General features: G+C 71.0%; 20 protein-coding genes and 1 pseudogene. 16 read left to right on the top strand and 5 right to left on the bottom strand.

Annotated elements, in window-relative coordinates:
* Positions 1-14 precede the first annotated feature (14 nt).
* A complete protein-coding gene (locus C0R66_RS16030) occupies positions 15-899 on the bottom strand; it encodes a sulfotransferase domain-containing protein (protein WP_101525548.1) in 885 nt (294 codons plus the stop codon).
* Positions 900-1,144: 245 nt separating this feature from the next.
* Between C0R66_RS16030 and C0R66_RS16025 the strand changes: the two genes are divergently transcribed.
* A complete protein-coding gene (locus tag C0R66_RS16025) occupies positions 1,145-3,157 on the top strand; it encodes an acyl-CoA dehydrogenase family protein (protein WP_101525547.1) in 2,013 nt (670 codons plus the stop codon).
* A gap of 9 nt (positions 3,158-3,166) precedes the next feature.
* Here C0R66_RS16025 and C0R66_RS16020 read toward each other — a convergent pair whose 3' ends face one another.
* Complete coding sequence (locus tag C0R66_RS16020) at positions 3,167-4,348, bottom strand: winged helix DNA-binding domain-containing protein (protein WP_101525546.1); 1,182 nt, start codon at positions 4,346-4,348, stop codon at positions 3,167-3,169.
* Positions 4,349-4,486: 138 nt separating this feature from the next.
* Here C0R66_RS16020 and C0R66_RS16015 point away from each other — a divergent pair, with 138 nt between their 5' ends.
* Positions 4,487-5,779, top strand: coding sequence for an HNH endonuclease signature motif containing protein (locus C0R66_RS16015; RefSeq protein WP_101525545.1), 1,293 nt, complete (start codon positions 4,487-4,489; stop codon positions 5,777-5,779).
* 99 nt (positions 5,780-5,878) lie between these two features.
* Here the strand turns inward: C0R66_RS16015 and C0R66_RS16010 are convergent, their stop codons facing one another.
* Entirely contained in the window at positions 5,879-6,115 is a 237-nt protein-coding gene (locus C0R66_RS16010) for a hypothetical protein (protein WP_101526314.1), read from the bottom strand.
* An 86-nt stretch (positions 6,116-6,201) separates the two neighbouring features.
* Between C0R66_RS16010 and C0R66_RS19650 the strand changes: the two genes are divergently transcribed.
* Both C0R66_RS19650 and C0R66_RS16000 read left to right on the top strand, forming a co-directional pair.
* Positions 6,202-6,741, top strand: coding sequence for a DUF6174 domain-containing protein (locus C0R66_RS19650; RefSeq protein WP_338418200.1), 540 nt, complete (start codon positions 6,202-6,204; stop codon positions 6,739-6,741).
* 99 nt (positions 6,742-6,840) lie between these two features.
* The gene (locus tag C0R66_RS16000; RefSeq protein WP_101525543.1) at positions 6,841-7,032 is read left to right on the top strand and encodes a hypothetical protein; all 192 of its coding nucleotides are present in this window, start codon (positions 6,841-6,843) and stop codon (positions 7,030-7,032) included.
* Between the two features lie 310 nt (positions 7,033-7,342).
* On the opposite strand, the gene C0R66_RS15995 is transcribed toward C0R66_RS16000, so the two are convergent.
* Positions 7,343-7,831, bottom strand: a complete 489-nt coding sequence (locus C0R66_RS15995) for a DUF2199 domain-containing protein (protein WP_158648076.1) — start codon at positions 7,829-7,831, stop codon at positions 7,343-7,345.
* A 435-nt stretch (positions 7,832-8,266) separates the two neighbouring features.
* Complete coding sequence (locus C0R66_RS15990) at positions 8,267-8,803, bottom strand: inorganic diphosphatase (RefSeq protein ID WP_101526313.1); 537 nt, start codon at positions 8,801-8,803, stop codon at positions 8,267-8,269.
* 132 nt (positions 8,804-8,935) lie between these two features.
* Between C0R66_RS15990 and dacB the strand changes: the two genes are divergently transcribed.
* The 12 genes and pseudogenes from dacB to C0R66_RS15930 all read left to right on the top strand — a co-directional run bounded on the left by dacB (position 8,936) and on the right by C0R66_RS15930 (position 19,866).
* Positions 8,936-10,393 carry a D-alanyl-D-alanine carboxypeptidase/D-alanyl-D-alanine endopeptidase gene (gene dacB, locus C0R66_RS15985; RefSeq protein ID WP_158648075.1) on the top strand — a complete coding sequence of 486 codons (1,458 nt, stop codon included), beginning with the start codon at positions 8,936-8,938 and terminating at the stop codon, positions 10,391-10,393.
* Positions 10,394-10,402: 9 nt separating this feature from the next.
* On the top strand, positions 10,403-11,461 hold the full coding sequence (locus C0R66_RS15980) for a zinc-dependent metalloprotease (RefSeq protein ID WP_241901479.1): 1,059 nt from the start codon (positions 10,403-10,405) through the stop codon (positions 11,459-11,461).
* A 6-nt stretch (positions 11,462-11,467) separates the two neighbouring features.
* Complete coding sequence (tilS, locus tag C0R66_RS15975) at positions 11,468-12,442, top strand: tRNA lysidine(34) synthetase TilS (protein WP_101525540.1); 975 nt, start codon at positions 11,468-11,470, stop codon at positions 12,440-12,442.
* A 30-nt stretch (positions 12,443-12,472) separates the two neighbouring features.
* Entirely contained in the window at positions 12,473-13,024 is a 552-nt protein-coding gene (gene hpt / locus C0R66_RS15970) for a hypoxanthine phosphoribosyltransferase (RefSeq protein WP_101525539.1), read from the top strand.
* A 104-nt stretch (positions 13,025-13,128) separates the two neighbouring features.
* Positions 13,129-15,158 (top strand): annotated as a pseudogene (gene ftsH / locus C0R66_RS15965) (ATP-dependent zinc metalloprotease FtsH).
* Positions 15,155-15,772, top strand: coding sequence for a GTP cyclohydrolase I FolE (gene folE, locus C0R66_RS15960; protein ID WP_101525538.1), 618 nt, complete (start codon positions 15,155-15,157; stop codon positions 15,770-15,772). Before ftsH ends, folE begins: the two are co-directional and overlap by 4 nt.
* The gene (folP, locus tag C0R66_RS15955) at positions 15,769-16,608 is read left to right on the top strand and encodes a dihydropteroate synthase (RefSeq protein ID WP_476703557.1); all 840 of its coding nucleotides are present in this window, start codon (positions 15,769-15,771) and stop codon (positions 16,606-16,608) included. The genes folE and folP overlap by 4 nt, the downstream gene beginning before the upstream one ends.
* Positions 16,605-16,976 (top strand): dihydroneopterin aldolase, encoded by a 372-nt coding sequence (gene folB / locus C0R66_RS15950; protein ID WP_101525537.1) that lies wholly within the window; start codon positions 16,605-16,607, stop codon positions 16,974-16,976. Before folP ends, folB begins: the two co-directional genes overlap by 4 nt.
* Positions 16,973-17,542 carry a 2-amino-4-hydroxy-6-hydroxymethyldihydropteridine diphosphokinase gene (gene folK, locus C0R66_RS15945; RefSeq protein ID WP_101525536.1) on the top strand — a complete coding sequence of 190 codons (570 nt, stop codon included), beginning with the start codon at positions 16,973-16,975 and terminating at the stop codon, positions 17,540-17,542. The genes folB and folK overlap by 4 nt, the downstream gene beginning before the upstream one ends.
* Before the next feature lie 9 nt (positions 17,543-17,551).
* Positions 17,552-18,061, top strand: coding sequence for a DUF3180 domain-containing protein (locus C0R66_RS15940; RefSeq protein ID WP_101525535.1), 510 nt, complete (start codon positions 17,552-17,554; stop codon positions 18,059-18,061).
* A 10-nt stretch (positions 18,062-18,071) separates the two neighbouring features.
* Positions 18,072-18,671: a hypothetical protein gene (locus tag C0R66_RS15935; protein WP_101525534.1), complete on the top strand. Its 600-nt coding sequence runs from the start codon at positions 18,072-18,074 to the stop codon at positions 18,669-18,671.
* A 112-nt stretch (positions 18,672-18,783) separates the two neighbouring features.
* The gene (locus C0R66_RS15930) at positions 18,784-19,866 is read left to right on the top strand and encodes a GNAT family N-acetyltransferase (RefSeq protein ID WP_199286711.1); all 1,083 of its coding nucleotides are present in this window, start codon (positions 18,784-18,786) and stop codon (positions 19,864-19,866) included.
* Positions 19,867-19,880 lie beyond the last annotated feature (14 nt).

The following is a 19,880-nucleotide window of genomic DNA, read 5'->3' as shown; positions in this document are numbered from 1 at the left end:
CGGAGGACAGGGCCTCAGGACGGGCGGGGGACCACCCGGGCCGAGAGCTTCTCGGCCAACTCGCCCGGGTCCAGGGTGCCGGCGAGGATCCGGCTCGTCGGCCAGTGTGCCGTCTCCAGGCCCGAGAGCCGGTCGAACAGCGACAGGTCGGCGGCGTACAGCGTGGCCAGGTCGGCGATCTCCTCCGGGGTGGGCGGCGTGCCGGTGACCCGGTCCGCCCCGGCGTACCGGTTGCGCAGCGGTGGCCGCTCGGCGAACCGCGGCAGCCCCAGGTGGTCGGTGACCCGGTCCACCACCACGTCGTAGTCGCGCAGCAGCTCGCGGAACTCCAGGAGCAGCCACTGGTCGCGGTCGAAGACGGTGAACCCGTGCTCGAGCTGGGCGCCGTAGTAGCCGCGAGCCACCCCGGACATGTGCTTGTAGCGCATCGCCCGCTCGCCGGGGGGCAGCTCCAGGGGCAGGGTGCTGGGCCGGAACTCGGTGATGAAGTCCGACCAGTCGGGCCAGGCGTCGTTGCGGCTGCGGAGCATCGTCCAGTGGGAGAAGAGCCGCTCGATCGGGTCGCGGAAGACCGCGATCAGCGGCATGTCCGGCTTGTACGCCGCCATCCGCTCCAGCGCCCGGGGCCACATCAGGTAGACCGGCGTCGAGTCACCCACCATGCGGTGGATCCGGGCCCGCTTGGGCGCGGTGTAGTCGCGCTCGTAGTCCGGGTGCGCCCAGTCGTACTCCTCGTCGTTGAAGAAGTGCGCCTCCTTGCGCGGCGGGCGGCACACCAGCGGGTGCTGGGAGATGGTGCCCGACAGGGTGGAGGTGCCGGACTTCTGGGTCCCGACGATGGAGAAGTTGTAGGCGAGCCGTCCGAACGGGGTCTCCTGGTCGGCTCCGGTCGCGCTCACGCAGTGAGGCTACGACAGGACCACGTCGTACCCGGAGTGCACCACCCCCGAATCGAGCCTGCGGGCCTCGCGCAACCTCAAGTCGGTACGCAGCCCGGACGGCAGCGGCGAGGTCTCCTGGTGACTCCGCCTGCAACCGACGCACCTCCTCGTCCGCCGCGTAGCCGTCGAGCGACGTCAGTGCCGCGTAGACCAGCCTGCCCATGTGCCGACCCCCTCATCGCGCCGCAGGTACGGTTCTGCCCATGTCGACCGAGACTGCCGCAGAGGCCACCAACAGCGCAGACAAGGACCTCCAGGACAAGGGGTACCGCCAACCGGTGGTCGAGGTCGAGGGCCTGACACGCATCCTGGACGGGAAGTACGCCGAGGTGCGCAACCTGGTGCGCGACAACCTGGTCGACTACGCCGACATCCTCAGCGATGCCGAGACGCTGAGCAGCGACGCCTTCCGTGAGCGGGTCAAGGAGGTGGTGGTCGAGATGGCCGCCACCGGCCAGACCGGCATGGGCCTGCCGAAGCAGTACGGCGGCGGCGGCGACATCGGTGCCTCCATCGCGGCGTTCGAGACGCTCGGCCTGGGCGACCTGTCGGTGCTGGTCAAGGTGGGCGTGCAGTTCGGTCTCTTCGGCGGCGCGATCCTCCAGCTCGGCACCGAGGCGCACCACGACGCGTGGATGGCAGGCATCGTCTCCGGTGAGCTGATGGGCTCGTTCGCGATGACCGAGACCGGCCACGGGTCCAACGTGCAGGCGCTGAAGACGACCGCACGCTTCGACCCCGAGACCGACGAGTTCGTCATCGACACCCCCACCGAGTCCGCGCGCAAGGACTACATCGGCAACGCGGCCAGGCACGCCGAGCTCGCGGTGGTCTTCGCCCAGCTCGAGGTGGCCGGGACCTCCCACGGGGTGCACGCGTTCGTCGTACCGGTCCGCGTCGACGGCCGGCCGGCGCCCGGCGTGCGCATCGAGGACTGCGGGCCCAAGATGGGCCTCAATGGCGTCGACAACGGCCGCTTCTGGTTCGATCGCGTGCGCATCCCGCGCACCAACCTGCTCAACCGGTTCGCCGACGTCAGCCCCGAAGGGGTGTACTCCAGCCCCATCGAGAGCGCCAACCGGCGGTTCTTCACCATGCTCGGCACCCTGGTCCAGGGCCGGGTCTCGGTCGGCGGCGCCGCCATCAACGCGGCCAAGGTCGCGATGGCCATCGCCATCCGGTACGGCGACCAGCGTCGCCAGTTCGAGGCTGCCGACCCGGGGACCGAGCAGCTGCTCCTGGACTACGGCATGCACCAGCGCCGGCTGCTGCCGCTGCTGGCCCGCACCTACGCGATGCACTTCGCCCAGGAGGTGGTGGCCGGACAGCTGCACGACGTCTTCTCCGGCATCACCGACAACGAGGAGGCCCGGCGCAAGCTGGAGTCCGCGGCCGCCGGCACCAAGGCGCTCGGCACCTGGCACGCGACCCGCACCATCCAGGAGTGCCGCGAGGCCTGCGGCGGCGCCGGCTATCTCTCCACCAACCGCTTCCAGGCGCTCAAGGCCGACACGGACGTCTTCACCACCTTCGAGGGCGACAACCACGTGCTGCTGCAGCTGGTGGCCAAGGGCCTGCTCACCGACTACTCCGGCGAGTTCGAGGAGATGGACCAGTTCGGCATGGTGCGCTTCGTCGCCGGGCTCGCGGTGGAGACCGTGCTGGAGAAGACCGCGGTGCACAAGCTGCTGGAGCGGATCAAGGACGTCCTGCCCGGCGGGGACGAGTGGGACCAGGAGGCCGGCCTGCTCGACCCGAACTACCAGCTGGCGATGCTGCGCTTCCGCGAGGAGCACATGCTGGGCGGGGTGGCCCGCCGGATCCGGGCCGGCGTGGCGGGCGGCGGCAACCCGGGCAACGTCTTCTCCGAGGTCCAGGACCACGTCATCGCCGCGGCGCGCGCGCACGTGGAGCGACTGGTGCTGGAGGCCTTCGTCGACAAGACGGCGGCGCTGCCGGACGGGGACAACAAGGTCGCGCTCAACCTGCTCTGCGACCTCTTCGCGCTGACCACCATCGAGGCCGACCGGGCGTGGTTCATGGAGCACGGTCGGCTCAGCATCTCCCGCTCCAAGGCGATCACCAAGGAGGTCAACGCACTGTGCCGCAAGGTCCGGCCGATCGCGGTCGACCTGGTGGACGCGTTCGCGATCCCGCGGGTGGTGCTGCGCTCGGAGGAGCTGCTGGCGCACGAGGCTGCGGGCGTCGACGGCTGACTCTCGCGGTCAGGAAACCAACGTCTCCTTCATTGCGCTGGACGGATAGACAGTGCTCACCCGGTGGCCCTCGAGCCAGGTGGTGAGCCGTTCCGCCTCCCGATCCAGCGCGGTGCGGGTGTCGGCGCCGACGTCCTCAAGCAGGTTGATCACCACGACGCCGTCCGGGTCCTGCACCCAGCAGCCCACGATCCGGCCGTCCAGCCAGACGGTCGTCCCCGCGTTGCCGTTGGTGTCGAACAACAGCGGTCCGTGCGTGCCGAGGTAGAAGCTCCGTTCCTTCCAGCCCATCACCGTCGGGTCGAGCACCGGCAGCAGCGCACCCCAGGGCTCGACGTCTGGCTCCGGTTCGAGGTCGTCGGGCAGCACCCAGCCGGTGCCACCGCCGTCCAGCCCGACCTCGACCGCGGCCACGTCGGCGAGGGCGGCGCGCAGAGCCGACTTCGTCGAGCCCAGCCACCACACCAGATCGGCCTCAGTGCCGGGACCGAACGTCGCGAGCCAGCGCCGAACCAGCTCGGCGTACCCCTCTCGCTCCGTGGCCGGTGCGGGCACCTCGCCGAGCCAGGCTGCCATCGTGGTCCACTGTGGCCGGTTGGTGCGCCAGTGGCCGCCGTTGTGGCCCCGGACGATCTTCGCCTCCACCCCGAGCTGGGTGAGCAGTCTCGGTGCGATCGGGTTGTTGCCGCCGTACGACTTGCCCGGCGACATCTCGATCCGGCCGGCGAGCGCCGGCACCTCCTCGCGGAGCCGTTGCGCGGAGCGCTCGACACCGTCCGCGAGCTGGGCGAGCGCGGCCCTCTCGGCGGCCTCGACCCAGGCGGCACCGTCCTCGGTGAGCCCGCCGAGCTGGGCGTCCTTGGCGAGACGGACCCGATGGGCGGCGGCCACCCGCGCCGATGCGCTTCCCCAGGCTGCGGGCAGCAGGTCCCGGGGGAAGACGAACAGGGTGCGACGCATCGCGACCTGCTTGACCAGGGTGCGGTCCTGGTACAGCGCACGGTCGACGTCCTCGACCCTGAGCCCGTCGACGCGGGCCCAGAGGGAGAGGTAGACGCTCGGCGACTCCGTGGCATGCAGGACCGTCATGGCTCGCGTCGCTGCCTCAGCGCTCTCGACGCGATGGCCAGGTGCCAGCGCGTGGCGGCGGGCGAGCCGACGCCGACGTTCGCTGTCGGTCACGTGGCGCATGGGCATCATCCTGTCGCAGACCACTGAGCGCGGCGCATCCTAGGGCGCGGCAGCTGCTAGGGAAGGTCCCCTTCTTGCGTCCGAACGTCTGCTCGAATATTGGTCAGAACTGTCGGAGGTCGAGCGTAGATTCTGGTCATGAGCTGGTCCGTGACCCCCGAAGAGTCCCACCCCATCCTGGGGTGCGCGGCGGTCATCGACCGGGCCCTGGACGAGGTGGCCGCGCTCGACCCGATGTTCATGGGCGTGGCCGCCCAGCGCGAGGCGTTGCTGCTCCTGGACCGGTTGACGTCGCGGGTGACGGCGCTGCAGACCCGGGTCATCGCGGCCTCCGGCGAGGTGGCGGCCGCCGAGGGGCACCGTGACGTGGCGTCCTGGATGACCCACCGCACTCGGCGGGACCGAGCCCATCACCGCCGGTTGCAGCGCCTCGCGCGGGACTGCGACGAGCGGTGGCACGACCTGGGCGCCGCGCTGCAGACCGGCGCGGTGAACACCGACCAGGGGCACGTGATCGCACGGGCGCTCGGCGACCTCGACCGCACGATGGGCGACCTGGCTGCCGACGCTCGGGTGGCGCCGCCGGTGACCGCGGACAGACGTGCCGAGGTCCTCGCCTTGGCACAGGCCCACCTGCTCGAGCAGGCCGCCGTATTCGGGCCTCGTGAGCTGGCCCGGCTCGGCGCTCGGATCCTGCACGTCATCGCCCCGCACCTCGACGAGGATGCCGAGGGCCGGAGACTGGCCGACCAGGACCGGCATGCCCGTCGGGTCACGTCCCTGAGCACCCGCGACCTGGGCGACGGCACCACGCTGGTGAAGGCACGCGTCCCCGCCCACGTCGCCACCCGTCTGGTCACCACTCTGGAGGCCTTCACCAACCCTCGCGGGACGGCGGGCGACGCCACCGGGGAGTCGGTGCCCTACGACCTGCGGCTCGGACAGGCGTTCTGCTCCCTCCTGGAAGGACTCGACCCCTCGCGACTGCCGCTGCACGGCGGCACCGCCACCCAGCTGGTCATCACCATCGACCTGTCCGACCTGCTGAAAGGTCTGGGCGTGGGCACCCTGGCCGGCGGGGAGACCATCAGCGCCGCGCAGGCCCGGCGCTTGGCGTGCACCGCCGACCTCGTCCCGGCAGTCCTCGGCACGAAGTCCGAGCCGCTCGACCTGGGCCGCACCGCCCGGCTCTTCTCCCCTGCCCAGCGCAGGGCCTTGGCGCTCAGGGACCAGCAGTGCCGCGCCGACGGGTGCACGATCCCGGCCACCTGGTGCGAGGCGCACCACCTGGTCCCCTGGTCCCGGGAAGGCGCCAGTGACCTCGACAATGCGCTCCTGCTCTGCTCCTTCCACCACCACCGCATCCACGACGACCGCTACCTGCACCAACGCCTGCCCAATGGCAACGTCCGCTATAGCCGGCGCAGATAGCGGACGTTGGCTACTGCCGGCCGGATGGCTAAGTGGGTGTGTCCCATTTGCGGACGAGACTGGACCGGCTGTGTCTACCGGACCTGCCGATGAGCGGACTTACTCGGGCGGTGTCAGTCGCTCCCTCGCCGCTGCTACGAGGTGGTTGTATCGGGGATCGAAGGGCTCTCGCAGTTCCCGCTCCAACAATGCGGACAGGCTCCACAGGGCCACCTGTTCGCTCTTGTGCTGAGGCGCAGTCACCTGTTCGGCATCCTCCCAGCGGTGCAGTAGTTCGAAAAGCACGAGCGCTTCATCGGAGGTCAGGGTGATGGTCACGTCACCGTTCTCAGTCATGCAGTCATCCTGCCGGAGGCAACCTCCGGACATGCCGCGTTGAGTGCGTCCTCACGTACGCGCTGTCGGGTACCCCTATCCGGCGGGTGGTCCCGCTGCCTCGAGTCCGTCTGGAACCCAGCACAGCTTGCTGCCGTCCCACGCACGTGAATCGAAGCCGCAGAACCACCACCGCACTCGTTGCCACCACAGCCGTCGGCGTCGCCACGGCCGTCTTGTGGGTTGCCTGGCCCGACTGGTCGGCCGGCCGCGCGCACGATGAGGCGCTGGCCCTGTGGGAGTCGAAGGAGCCCCGGTCCTACTCGTTCCACGTCTCCTCCTGCAGCGGCATGTGCTGGTCCTGTCCGGTGCGGATCGCGGTGACGGACGGGGTGGTCACCGGTGTGAACCACCTGGGAGACGAACAGTGCGGACAGGGATCGGCCGATCTCGAGAAGGTGCCCACCATGGAAGACATCTTCGCCCGGGCGGAGCGCGGCCGATCGGAGGACTGGGTCGACTCGTACGAGATCGAGTACGACCCCGTCTGGGGGTTCCCGGCCTCGATCGAGCTGAAGTGCCCGTATGGCACGCCCGACTGCGGGTCGGGCATCGAGGTCTATTCGTTGCGGGTGCAATCCCCGTAACGGCCTGCGACCGGGATCCCGTCAAAGGACGGACCCGCCCGTGACACGCGCGCCCTTGGATGGGGTGGTCACGACAGGCGTCGTGGGAAGGTTCGCGCTATGCGACGCTTTCTCTGCCTGGCCCTCTTGGGTGCGCTCACGTTGTTCATCGCGGGCTTTGTGCGAGGCGGCGAGGCGAATAGCGCTGACCCAGAACTCGTGCTCGGCGCCTTCTACGCGCTGGCAGGCATCGGATCGGTATGCATCATTGCCGCTGGCACAGCGCTCGGCATCTCCCTCTCGCGCGACTGACGAACGAACGCCCTGCCGCTGACCGGTCCTGGGTCAATGGAACAAGCAGCCGCTGTGGGAGTCGAAGGAGCCCCTGTCCTACTCGTTCCACGTCTGGTCCTGCAGCGGAATCTGCTGGTCCGGGTGCAATCCCCGGGGCGGCTTGAGACCGGATCCCGTTAACGGACAACTCGCGGGCGAACCGCTAGAAGATCGCCTGGAGATGCGAGATAGCCACCCGCGCGTCGGATCGCGGCCCCCGTTCGAGCAGCTTGATTGGTTGAGTCTTACCCCCGCGAGGGACGCACGGATCTGCCGGTGCCGATGACCCTCAATCGGGCAGAGCGGCCAAGACGATCTCGTGATCCCACTCATTCGCAATGACTGAGCGCAGCTCCTCGTCCTCGCTGTCCACGCAATACGGCGTGGCGTCCGGGTCTGTCACTGCCAACGAGACAGGCACTCCGAAGACCCCCCAGGTCGGGAGTGCGTTCGCCAGATGACCGTGCAGGTGCAAGTCGCGGTACTCCGGTGCCCACCAGACATCCAATGCCCCGTTGAGGTCATCGGGATGAACCTCTACCCAGAGGCCGAAGGTGACGGTGTGGCCTCCCGTGAGTCGAACCGGGAGAAGCGCTCGAACATAAGCGCCTAGTGCCGGCACCTCCATCATCACCGCGCGTTCGGGGTCTGGCTCGGACATCCAGATGCCGGCGGTGCGCTCTTGCTCGGGAAGTCGTAGAACCGGGTCAGGCAAGCGGAAACGCACATGGCGGTCGTGGCTCTCGGCAGAGCGTCCGCACATTTGGCAGGTCGGCATGCGCCGCATCGTCACATGCCGCTGCACGAGCCACCCGGTTATGCCGAATTTGAGCTCACCAAGTAACCGAGATCCGAGATCGTGCTGATGCTGGGGCCTGCAGAGCAGTGACCGCGCTCAGCGTCCAGCCCCACGAGCATCCGCATGCGCCGCACTCCGCGCGGGTCAGGCCGCGGCTGGGAGTGCGCGCCGGGGGAGCCGGAGCACGCGACAGGTGGCGCAGGGTGGTGGTGATACCGGAGGCCACCTGGAGTCAGCCGGTCGCGGAGGTGGTGGTGTTCTCGAACGACTTCGCGCAGCTCGAGGCGATGCTGGCGGCTCAGCGGCGACTGTGCTCGGCTGACTGGCCGACGGGCGAGCGCGAACACGGTGAAGCCACGAACGCCCTGACTCGTACGAGTCAGGGCGTCCGCGTCGCGTGCTGGTGGGCGTGCGTCAGGCGTGCTCGCCCAGGCTGTCGTCGGCGAGGTTGGCCACGTCGTTCCCGTGTCCCTCGGTCTTGAAGCGCTCGAACGAGGCGTGCACCTCGGCGATCGCCTCCTCGCGACCGACCCAGTCGGCACCTTCGACGGACTTGCCGGGCTCGAGGTCCTTGTAGACCTCGAAGAAGTGCTGGATCTCCAGGCGGTCGAACTTGGAGACGTCACCGATGTCCTGCAGGTGCTGCATCCGCGGGTCGTGGGCCGGCACGCAGAGGACCTTGTCGTCGCCGCCGGCCTCGTCGGTCATCCGGAACATGCCGATGGCGCGGCAGGCGATCAGGCAGCCGGGGAACGTCGGGTTGCCGAGGATGACCAGGGCGTCCAGCGGGTCGCCGTCCTGGCCGAGGGTGTTCTCGATGTAGCCGTAGTCGGCCGGGTAGGCCGTCGACGTGAAGAGCATCCGGTCGAGACGGAGGCGCCCCGACTCGTGGTCGACCTCGTACTTGTTGCGCTCGCCCTTGGGGATCTCGACCAGCACGTCGAACTCCAGCACGTCACTTCACCTCGTCATCATCGCGTGTATGGGGGTCAGCGTCCGCCACGAGAAAGCAGGCCGAAGGCACTGATGGGGGTCAGTGTCGCGCACAATGGCCGCGTACACACACTCGGGAGGAACTCACAGGTGCCAAGACGTGACGTAGGACACACTCGAGCCCGCTATCGCGGCCCGGGTCGGGTCGCGCACTGGCTCCCGGTGCTGCTGGTCCTGGCGTTGCTCTCGGCGGGCGTCGCCGCGGACAGGGGCGACTGGGGTCCCCGCCATCTCGGGTGGGACGCCCCGTCCAGCCCGGCAGCCGAGCCGCCAGCGGGTCTGGCCCTGCCCGAGCCGGCCCCGGTCAAGACGGTCGCACCCGCCCTGGTCGCCCCGCTGGACCAGGGTGCGGTCCGGCGCGCCCTGCGCGGGCCGTTGCGCCAGGACGACCTGGGCGGGCACGTCGTCGCGCTGGTGGCCGACCTTGCGGGCAGCGCCCCGGCGTACTCCCGGGGGAGTGGGACCGTGGTGCCGGCCTCCACCACCAAGCTGCTCACCGCGGTGGCGGCCCTGGAGGCGCTCGGTCCCGAGGCCACGTTCTCCACCCGGGTGGTCCAGGGCGAGCGACCCCGCGACATCGTGCTGGTGGGCGGAGGAGATCCCTACCTGGCCAGCGAGCCGGTGGCCGACGGGGGCCAGCCCGACCAGGCGGACGTGGTGACCCTGGCCCGGGAGACCGCCGAGGCGCTGCTGGCCGGCGACCGCCCGCGGCGCAAGGTGCGCCTGAGCTACGACACCTCCCTGTTCTCGGGGCCGGCGGACAACCCGCACTGGCAGCCGGACTACGTGCCGGACGAGATCGTCGCGCCGATCACCTCGCTGTGGGTCGACGGCGGCCGTGACGAGGAGGGCGACGGACGGGTGGGCGACCCGGCCCGCGTCGCCGCCGAGCGGTTCGCCTCCGCGCTGGCCGACGCCGGGGTACGGGTGGCCGGGGCGCCCAGTCAGGTGACGGCCTCCGCTGCCGCGCCCGAGCTGGCCGAGGTCACCTCGGCACCGCTGGACCAGGTGGTGCAGCGGCTGATCGAGGTGAGCGACAACGAGGCGGCCGAGGTGGTGACGCGCCACGTCGGGCTGGCCACCACGGGGGAGGGGTCGTCCGCCGCGGGGACCGCCGGCGTGCTGTCCACGCTGGCCGCGCTCGGGGTCGACGTCTCCGCCGACCAGGTGTACGACGGGTCCGGGCTCTCGCGCGAGAACCGGGTGCGCCCCGAGACGCTCCTCGCCGCGATCCGGCTGGCCGCCTCGCCGGACCACCCCGAGCTGCGGGCGGTGGTCGAGGGACTGCCGGTGGCCGGCTTCTCCGGCTCGCTGACCTGGCGCTTCGTCGACGGCGACCCGGCGGGACCGGGGCGGGTGCGGGCCAAGACCGGCACTCTGACCGGCGTGCACGCCCTGGCCGGGCTGGCCACCGACCTCGACGGCACGCCGATGGCGTTCGTGCTGGCCGCCGACCAGGTGGCGGCCGAGTCCACCCTGGACGCGCGCGAGGCCCTGGACCGGGCGGCCGCCTCGTTGGCCGGGTGCCGGTGCCGGGCCGTTGGCTAGGGTCGCTGCATGAGCCAGGACGCACCGCAGGGCGGCACCCCGATGATCGACTGGGACCTCGCGGTCCGGGTCGGCTCCCGGGTGGCGGGCGACGGCCCCGAGATCGGGGCCGGGCAGGCGGACGCCGTGGTGGCCGAGCTGCGCGCCGGCGCCACCCGCTCCACCGGGCTGGTCCGCGACTTCACCGGGCTCGAGGCCGGCTCCGCCACGGCGCCGGTGCTGGTCGTCGACCGCGCCGGGTGGGTGCAGGCCAACGCCGACGGCTTCGCCACCATCATCGAGCCGCTCGCCGGCAAGCTGATGACCGGCAAGAGCGCACCCGGCGGGTTCGGCCACGCCGTGGGGTCCCGGGTCACCGGCGCCGAGGTCGGGCTGCTGCTCGGCTTCCTCGGCGGCAAGGTGCTGGGGCAGTTCGACCCGTTCTTCGCCCCCTCCGGACGGCTGCTGCTGGTGGCTCCCAACGTGGTCGCCGTGGAGCGCGAGATCGGCGCCGACCCCCACGACTTCCGGCTCTGGGTCTGCCTGCACGAGGAGACGCACCGGGTGCAGTTCACCGCCGTGCCCTGGATGCGCGAGCACCTGTTCTCCCTGATGTCGCAGATCACCGGCACGGTGGAGCCCGACGTGGTCCTCACCGACCTGGTGCGCCGCGCCTCGGAGCTGGTGCGCGGCGCCCGCGAGGGTGGCGCGGGGCTGATGGGTGTGCTCGGCACGCCGGAGCAGCGCGCCGTCCTGGACCAGGTCACCGGCGTGATGTCGCTGCTGGAGGGCCACGCCGACGTGGTGATGGACGGGGTGGGTCCCAGCGTGATCCCGTCGGTGTCGGCGATCAGGAAGAAGTTCAACGTGCGCCGCGGCGGCGTCGGGACCCTGGACCGGCTGCTCCGTCGACTGCTGGGGCTGGACGCCAAGATGGCGCAGTACCGCGACGGCGCCGCGTTCGTCCGCCAGGTGGTCGACAAGGTCGGCATGGCCGACTTCAACGCCGTCTGGGCCGAGCCGGCGAACCTGCCGACCAAGGACGAGATCCACCAGCCGCAGGCCTGGATCTCCCGCGTCCACGGCTGACCGGCGATGGGTCCCCATCCCGCGGTCGCCGCGGTGCGCCTGGCGGTACGCCGTGCCCTGGCCGACGCGCCCGCCGTGGACGTCGGTGCCCCCGTGCTGGTGGCCTGCAGCGGCGGGGCGGACTCGCTGGCCCTGCTCGCCGCCACGGTCTTCGAGGCCCGGGACCGGCCCTGGCAGGTCGTGGGGGTCACCGTGGACCACGGGCTGCAGGAGGGGTCGCAGGCCCAGGCCGCCCGCGTGGTCGAGCAGATGGCCGAGCTCGGGGTGGCCGAGACCGTCGGGATCCGGGTGCGCGTCGATGGCGAGGGCAGCGGCCCGGAGGCGGCGGCCCGCGAGGCCCGGTACGCCGTGCTGGACCAGGTCGCCGAGCGGTTCGCCGCCGCGGCGGTCCTGCTCGGCCACACCCTCGACGACCAGGCCGAGACCGTGCTGATGGGACTGGCCCGGGGCAGCGGTGGACGCTCCATCGCCGGCATGCGCCGGGGGTTCGGCCGCTACCTGCGCCCGCTGCTGGACCTGCGTCGCTCGGACACGGAGGCGGCGTGCGCGGCCCAGGGCCTGGAGTTCTGGCGCGACCCGCACAACACCGACCCGCGGTTCCTGCGGGCGCGGGTGCGCCACGACGTGCTGCCGGTGCTGGAGCGCGAGCTCGGCCCCGGGGTCGCCGAGACGCTGGCCCGCACCGCGGACTCGCTGCGCACCGACATGGAGGCCCTGGACGAGATCGCCGCGAGCGCGCTCGCCGACCCGGACGCCCTCGCGGTGGCCGTGCTGGCCGCCCAGCCGGCCGCCGTACGCCGTCGGGTGCTGCGACTGGCCGCGCTGCGCGCCGGGGCGCTGGACGCGGAGCTCTTCTCCGGCCACGTGCTGGCCCTGGACGCCCTGGTCACCGGCTGGCACGGGCAGAAGTGGATCGACCTTCCCGGCCACGTGCGGGGCTTGCGTCGCCAGGACGCGGTGGTCTTCGAGCGGACGGACTGAGCAGCAGCGCTGCAAGGTATTGTCCGCCGCATGGAATCGACCCACGTCGAGAACGATCTGGTCAACGTCCTCTTCACCGAGGCCGACATCCAGGATCGGCTCCGCGAGATGGCCCAGCAGATCGCCGCCGACTACGAGGGCCGCGACGTCCTGATGGTCGGTGTGCTCCGCGGTGCGGTGATGGTGATGGCCGACCTCGCCCGCGCGCTGCCGATCCACGTCGAGATGGACTGGATGGCGATCAGCTCCTACGGCGCCGGCACCAAGTCCAGTGGCGTGGTGCGGATCCTCAAGGACCTCGACACCGACATCAGCGGCCGGCACGTGCTGATCGTGGACGAGATCATCGACACCGGCCTCACCCTCAGCTGGCTGGTCAACAGCCTCAGCACCCGCAACCCCGCCTCCATCGAGATCGCGACCCTGCTGCGCAAGCCGGAGGCGCTCGCCATGCCGGTGGAGCCGAAGTACGTCGGGTGGGACATCCCCAACGAGTTCGTGGTCGGCTACGGCCTGGACTACAAGGAGCGGTACCGCAACCTGCGCGACATCGGCACCCTGGCCCCGCACGTCTACTCCTAGAGCACGCTGGGGTCGGACAGGTACCGTTTCAGTTCGAAGTACTCCGCTCGCCCCCATCTGGAAAGAAGTCCGTGAAGCGTATTTTCAAGGGTCCTTGGCTGTGGATGGTCATCGCCGCACTCGGCGTTCTGCTGGCCATTCAGTTCCTCGCGCCCAACGACGGGTACGACGAGATCACCACCTCGGAGATGAACGCCTACATCGCCGACGGCAAGGTCGACGAGGTCACCTTCGTCGACGGTGACCAGGAGATCCGCGCGACACTGGACGACGGCGCCCGCAAGGGGTCGGACAAGGTGGTGGCCTACTGGCTCGACGGGACCCAGGACGGCATCGAGGAGGCGGTCCAGAAGCAGGTGGACGAGGGGAACATCAAGGAGTACACCACCGAGGTCCCCCAGCCCAGCGTGCTCGGCTCCATCCTGATCACCCTGCTGCCCTTCGCGCTGATCGTGCTGCTGTTCATCTTCCTGATGAACCAGGCCCAGGGCGGCGGCGGCCGCGGAGTCATGCAGTTCGGCAAGAGCAAGGCCAAGCTCATCTCCAAGGACATGCCCAAGTCGACCTTCGGTGACGTCGCGGGCTGCGAGGAGGCCATCGAGGAGCTCGGCGAGATCAAGGAGTTCCTCCAGGAGCCCGCCAAGTTCCAGGCCGTGGGCGCCAAGATCCCCAAGGGTGTGCTGCTCTACGGCCCGCCCGGCACCGGAAAGACGCTGCTGGCCCGCGCGGTGGCCGGTGAGGCCGGCGTGCCGTTCTACTCCATCTCCGGCTCCGACTTCGTGGAGATGTTCGTCGGTGTCGGCGCCTCCCGCGTGCGCGACCTGTTCGAGCAGGCCAAGGAGAACGCCCCCGCGATCGTCTTCATCGACGAGATCGACGCCGTCGGACGGCACCGCGGTGCCGGCATGGGCGGCGGCCACGACGAGCGGGAGCAGACGCTCAACCAGCTGCTGGTGGAGATGGACGGGTTCGACGTCCGCGGCGGGGTCATCCTGATCGCGGCGACCAACCGTCCCGACGTGCTCGACCCCGCGCTGCTGCGCCCGGGCCGCTTCGACCGGCAGATCCAGGTCGACGCCCCGGACCTCAACGGCCGCCACATGATCCTCAAGGTGCACTCGCGCGGCAAGCCGATGTCACCCGACATCGACCTGATCAGCGTGGCCCGCCGTACCCCGGCTTCACCGGTGCCGACCTGGCCAACGTGCTCAACGAGGCGGCCCTGCTGACCGCCCGCACCAACCAGAAGATGATCACCAACGAGACCCTCGACGAGGCGATCGACCGCGTGATCGCGGGTCCGCAGCGACGCACCAGGCTGATGGGCGAGAAGGAGAAGCTCATCACCGCCTACCACGAGGGCGGCCACGCCCTGGTGGCGGCGGCGCTGCCGGGCACCGACCCCGTGCACAAGGTGACGATCCTGCCGCGCGGGCGGGCTTTGGGCTACACGATGGTGCTGCCCGACGAGGACAAGTACTCCACCACGCGCAGCGAGATGCTCGACAAGCTCGCCTACATGCTGGGCGGCCGCGCCGCGGAGGAGATGGTCTTCCACGACCCCACCACCGGGGCGGGCAACGACATCGAGAAGGCCACCAGCCTGGCCCGGGCCATGGTCACCCAGTACGGCATGACCGAGCGCCTGGGTGCCATCAAGCTCGGCGACACCCAGGGCGAGCCCTTCCTGGGTCGCGACATGGGACACCAGCGCAACTACTCCGAGGACGTCGCGGCGGCGGTCGACGACGAGACCAAGAAGCTGCTGGCCAACGCCCACCAGGAGGCCTTCGACATCCTGGAGGAGAACCGGGACGTCCTCGACGCCCTGGTGCTGGAGCTGATGGACAAGGAGACGCTGGACAAGGCCGAGATCGCGCGGGTCTTCGAGCCGCTGCGTCGCCGGCCCACCCGTCCGGCCTGGACCGGCTCGCCGCAGCGCACCCCCTCGGACATCCCGCCCGTGGAGGTCCCGCAGGAGATCCGCGACCGCGCCCGCGCCGGTGCCAACGGTGTGACCATGCCCGAGGGCGAGGGCGGCGTGATCCTCACCCCGCCCAGCAGCGGTGGCGACATCCACGGTGGCGTGGAGCCCGGCGGCAGCACCCCCCAACCTCCCACCCCGTCCACGTGACCGACCGCATCGGGCTCGCGGCACGCGATGCGGCCGACGTCCCGGAGTTCGACCACGCACGAGCCGAGGCAGCGGTGCGCGAGCTGCTGGCCGCCATCGGCGAGGACGTCGACCGCGAGGGCCTGCGGGAGACCCCGGCTCGGGTGGCCCGTGCCTACGCCGAGCTCACCCAGGGACTGCGCCAGACCCCCGAGGACGTGCTGACCACCACCTTCGACATCGGGCACGACGAGATGGTGCTGGTCCGCGACATCGAGCTGTGGTCCATGTGCGAGCACCACCTGGTGCCCTTCACCGGGGTGGCCCACGTCGGGTACATCCCGGCGGAGTCGGGCAAGATCACCGGCCTGTCCAAGCTGGCCCGCCTCGTCGACGTCTTCGCCAAGCGACCCCAGGTCCAGGAGCGGCTCACCACCCAGGTCGCCGACGCCATGGTGGAGCTCCTGGAGGCCCGCGGGGTGATCGTGGTGATCGAGGCGGAGCACCTGTGCATGACCATGCGCGGGGTGCGCAAGGCCGGAGCCCGCACCATCACCTCCGCGGTCCGCGGCATCATGCACAACGCGGCGACCCGCTCGGAGGCGATGGCCCTCATCCGGTCCGGGACCCGGTGACCCTCTCTTCGGACCGGGGCGGTCGACCGCTGGTCATGGGCGTGGTCAACGTGACCCCGGACTCCTTCTCCGACGGTGGCCGCTGGGACGACCACGCCTCGGCCGTGGCGCACGGTCGTGAGCTGCTCGAGCACGGCGCCGACATCCTGGACATCGGGGGCGAGTCGACCCGGCCGGGGGCCACCAGGCCGCTGGTGGCCGAGGAGCTCGACCGGGTGGTGCCCGTCATCGCCGACCTCGCCGCCGCCGGGGCGGTGGTCTCGGTGGACACCATGCGCGCCGAGGTGGCCGCCGCCGCGCTGGACGCCGGCGCCACCATCGTCAACGACGTGAGCGGCGGCCTGGCCGACCCCGGGATGCTCGAGGTGATCGCCGGCTCGCGGGCCACCTACGTGGCGATGCACTGGCGCGCCCACGCCCACCACATGACGCAGTTCACCAGCTACCGCGACGGCGTCGTGGCCGGCGTCTGCCGCGAGCTCGAGGCTCGCCTGGAGGCCCTGGTCGAGGCCGGGGTGCCGGAGTCGAGGGTGGTCCTGGATCCCGGCCTCGGCTTCGCCAAGACCACGGAGCAGAACTGGGAGCTGCTCGCCGGCCTCGCGCAGCTCCAGGCCCTGGGACGGCCCGTCCTGGTCGGTGCCAGCCGCAAGGCGTTCCTCGGGCAGCTCCTCGCCGGGCCGGACGGCGTACGCGCGGTGGACCAGCGGGAGCACGCCGGGGTGGCGCTCGCGGTGCTGCTGGCCGAGCGGGGCGTCTGGGCGCTCCGCGTGCACGACGTGCGTGCCACCGCAGACGCGCTGGCCGTGTGGCAGAGACTGACTCAGGAGCAGGGATGAGTGACGAGCTGACCATCGCAGGGATCGAGGCCTTCGGCCACCACGGCGTCTTCGACTTCGAACGGCGCGAGGGCCAGGTGTTCATCATCGACCTCACGCTCGGCCTGGACACCGCTCCGGCGGCTGCCTCGGACGACTTGCGGGACACCGTGGACTACGGAAGTCTCGTGGCCAAGGTCAAGACCGCGGTGGAGACCGATCCGGTCGACCTGATCGAGAGGCTCGCTGACCGGCTCGCGAATGTCGCCCTCGGCGACGACCGTGTTGAATGGGCGCGGGTGACCGTCCACAAGCCGGATGCACCCATCGACGCCACGTTTCGGGACGTGGCGCTGACCATCACCAGGAACAAGAGGACCGACTCGTGACCGAGACCCCCAATCCCCACATCGTCGACGCCGACTCCCTGACCGGCGAGATGCACCCCATCCGTCGGGTGGTCGTCGCCCTGGGCTCGAACCTCGGAGAGCGCCTGACCGCGCTGCAGGGCGCGCTCGACGCCATGGCGGACACCCCCGAGGTGTGGCTGACCAGCGTCTCCGGCGTCTACGAGACCGCCCCGGTCGACTCGCCCGCCGAGGCCAAGCCCTACCTGAACGTGATCGTGCTGCTCGACACCACGCTGCCCGCGCACCGCCTGATGGAGCGGGCGCTGGCCATCGAGTCCGCCTTCGGCCGCGAGCGCGGCGACGTGCGCAACGCCCCCCGGACCCTCGACGTCGACCTGATCCAGGTCGGCGACCGCCGCGCCGACGACGACCTGCTGGTGCTGCCGCACCCCCGTGCCCACGAGCGCGGCTTCGTCCTCAAGCCCTGGCACGACCTCGAGCCCGACGCCGTGCTGCTGGACCACGGTCCCGTGGCCCAGCTGCTGGACAAGCTGGACCTGTCCGGCGTCACCAGGCGCGAGGACCTCAGCCTCGAGCTGCAGTAGGGCACGCCGGTGAGGGACTCTTCCGAGCCGCCGCCCGAGGCGCCCGAGCCGGAGTCGACGCCCCCCGGGCGGCTGGCTCCGCTGGGCCCCGGTCCGGTCGTCGCGGCCATCGTGCTCGGTCTGGCCGGCGGCTGGGCCTGGCACCCGATCGCGGAGCAGATGAGCGGTACCGCACCGGTGGTGGGCTGGACCCAGGGAGCGGTCCTCTTCTTCGTGACCGCCATCCTCGGCGGTCTGGCCCTGGTCACCTGGCGGGCGGTGCACGTGCGTCGCGAGCACCTCGAGGCGCGCCGGGCGGTCAACCGGCTGGTGCTGGCCCGGGCCTGCATGCTGGTCGGGGCGCTGGTCGCCGGCTGCTACGTCGGCTACGCGGTCTCCTGGCTCGGCTCCTCGGCCGAGCTGGCGCAGACCCGAATGGTCCGTTCCCTGGTCGCTGCGGCAGGCGCCGCGGGCATACTTATTACCGGCAAGTTGCTCGAGCGCGCGTGTCGCGTCCCGAAGTCCGACCCTCACCCCTAACCTGAGGGTCATGACTTCCCCGTCTGCTCGTACCAGTGCCCGCCGACGCCAGCGCAGCACGCGCCTGGTGGTCGCCTCGGCGCTGCTCCTGATCGCGGCCGCCCTGGTACTCGGGTCGATCGCCACTGGCCAGTCAACCCTGGTCCTGCTCTCCGCGCTGGCTGCTGTCGTGCTCGGTGCTGCCTCCACCCGGATCACCCACTCCGAGCTGCTGGAGTCCCGGCACGAGGCCGCCGAGGACCGGGCCCGCCAGGCGCAGGCCTACCGCGACATCACCGCCCGTCGTACGGCGGAGAACGTGGCGTTCGCCGACTCGATGAAGGCGCGCATCACCGAGCGCGAGGAGACCATCGGCCAGCTGGAGAGCGAGCTGGGCAAGGCGCTCGAGCGCGCGGCCACCGCGACGCTCAAGATGAGCGCCGAGGCCCGTCGCGCCGACGTCGCCGAGGTCGAGGGCAACCGGCTCGGCGAGCTGCTGGAGCAGAGCGACACCCGCGCCGCCGAGGCGATCGTGCGCGTCGCCGAGCTGGAGGCCGAGATCGACACCCTGCGGGCCGAGCTGGAAGCCTGGCAGCGCGCCGCCGCGACCTCGACGTACAAGCGCGCCTGACCTCCCCATCTTCTGGAGCAGTCCCCGGACGGCTCGGACCTCCCACCACGCGTGGCGTCCGAACCGCCGGGGACTGTCTGCGTCGCGGCGGGCGTGAGGGAGAATGGTCGTTGTGATTCCCGAGGACAACAGGTTCGAGAGCGACCCGGCGACAGTCCTTCCCGAGGATCCCGGGCTCCCTGAGGGCTGGGTCGCCGAGCCCCCCGACGCCACTGACGAGCGCGACGTGCTGCGCCTGACCTCCCTGCTGCGCAACCACGAGCGCGCCGGGCGTGGCTGGGCGGGTGCCTCTGAGGACGACGTGCTGGTCGAGGTCTCCGAGCACGGCCTGGCCATGCGGGAGAACCTGGTGGTCCGCGACCACACCGGCGACATCCGCGCCTGGGGCTCGGTGCACGACCGCTCCGTGGGCCGGATGCTCTACGTGCACATCGTGGACCGCACCCTGGACGAGGCGCCGGCGCGGGCCTGCTCGCAGGTGCTGTTCACCTGGGCGGAGGCGCAGGCGCAGGCGGTCGGTGCCGCCCGCGAGCTCACGGTGCAGCAGATCGACACCGGCGCCTTCGCCGACGACGAGCGTCAGCACCAGTGGCTGGAGGGACGGGGCTTCGAGAAGGTCCGCACCTGGTGGCAGATGAGCCGGCCGGTGGCTCCCGAGGAGTCGGAGCTGGTGCCCTCGCCCGAGCTGTGGGAGGAGAACGGCGTCCGGTTCCGCTCGGTGACCCGTCAGGGCGACGGCATGCCGGACGAGGCCGACCTGCGCGCGGTCCACGACGTGCTCGAGGGCGCCTTCACCGACCACTTCAACTCCTCCGAGGAGACCTTCGAGGAGTTCGTGCACCGGCTTCGTGAGGACCCGGGGCACCGCTGGGACCACTGGTGGCTCGCGGAGCTCCTGGACGGCGAGCAGCCGCAGGCGTGCGGCGCCCTGGTCGGCACCGTGAGCGAGTCCGCTCGTGGCACCGACGGCTCCTACGTCTCCTACCTGGGGGTGCTGGAGTCCGCCCGGGGACGCGGGGTGGCCAAGGGCCTGCTGCACACGATCATCGCCGACGCCGCGAACCGCGGCCGGGACCGCGTGGGGCTGGAGGTCGACGCCGACTCCCCGACCGGGGCGGAGGGGCTCTACGTCGCCATGGGCTGGGCCACCAAGTACGTCACCGAGTCCTGGCACAAGGACGTGCCGGTCCGCTGACCCACCCGCCGTCC

It is taken from the genome of Nocardioides houyundeii, assembly GCF_002865585.1.
GTDB lineage: Bacteria > Actinomycetota > Actinomycetes > Propionibacteriales > Nocardioidaceae > Nocardioides > Nocardioides houyundeii.
Note: the sequence above shows the minus strand (reverse complement) of the source record. Positions and strands in the feature narration are given on the sequence as shown.

Coding starts and splice junctions, on each gene's coding strand:
- C0R66_RS15935 (WP_101525534.1), top strand. CDS start 18,072: ATGACTTCCCCGTCTGCTCGTACCAGTGCCCGCCGACGCCAGCGCAGC.
- C0R66_RS16025 (WP_101525547.1), top strand. CDS start 1,145: ATGTCGACCGAGACTGCCGCAGAGGCCACCAACAGCGCAGACAAGGAC.
- C0R66_RS16020 (WP_101525546.1), bottom strand. CDS start 4,348: ATGCGCCACGTGACCGACAGCGAACGTCGGCGTCGGCTCGCCCGCCGC.
- C0R66_RS16010 (WP_101526314.1), bottom strand. CDS start 6,115: ATGACTGAGAACGGTGACGTGACCATCACCCTGACCTCCGATGAAGCG.
- C0R66_RS15995 (WP_158648076.1), bottom strand. CDS start 7,831: ATGCCGACCTGCCAAATGTGCGGACGCTCTGCCGAGAGCCACGACCGC.
- hpt (WP_101525539.1), top strand. CDS start 12,473: ATGGAATCGACCCACGTCGAGAACGATCTGGTCAACGTCCTCTTCACC.
- C0R66_RS16000 (WP_101525543.1), top strand. CDS start 6,841: ATGCGACGCTTTCTCTGCCTGGCCCTCTTGGGTGCGCTCACGTTGTTC.
- folB (WP_101525537.1), top strand. CDS start 16,605: ATGAGTGACGAGCTGACCATCGCAGGGATCGAGGCCTTCGGCCACCAC.
- tilS (WP_101525540.1), top strand. CDS start 11,468: ATGGGTCCCCATCCCGCGGTCGCCGCGGTGCGCCTGGCGGTACGCCGT.
- C0R66_RS15980 (WP_241901479.1), top strand. CDS start 10,403: ATGAGCCAGGACGCACCGCAGGGCGGCACCCCGATGATCGACTGGGAC.
- C0R66_RS16015 (WP_101525545.1), top strand. CDS start 4,487: ATGAGCTGGTCCGTGACCCCCGAAGAGTCCCACCCCATCCTGGGGTGC.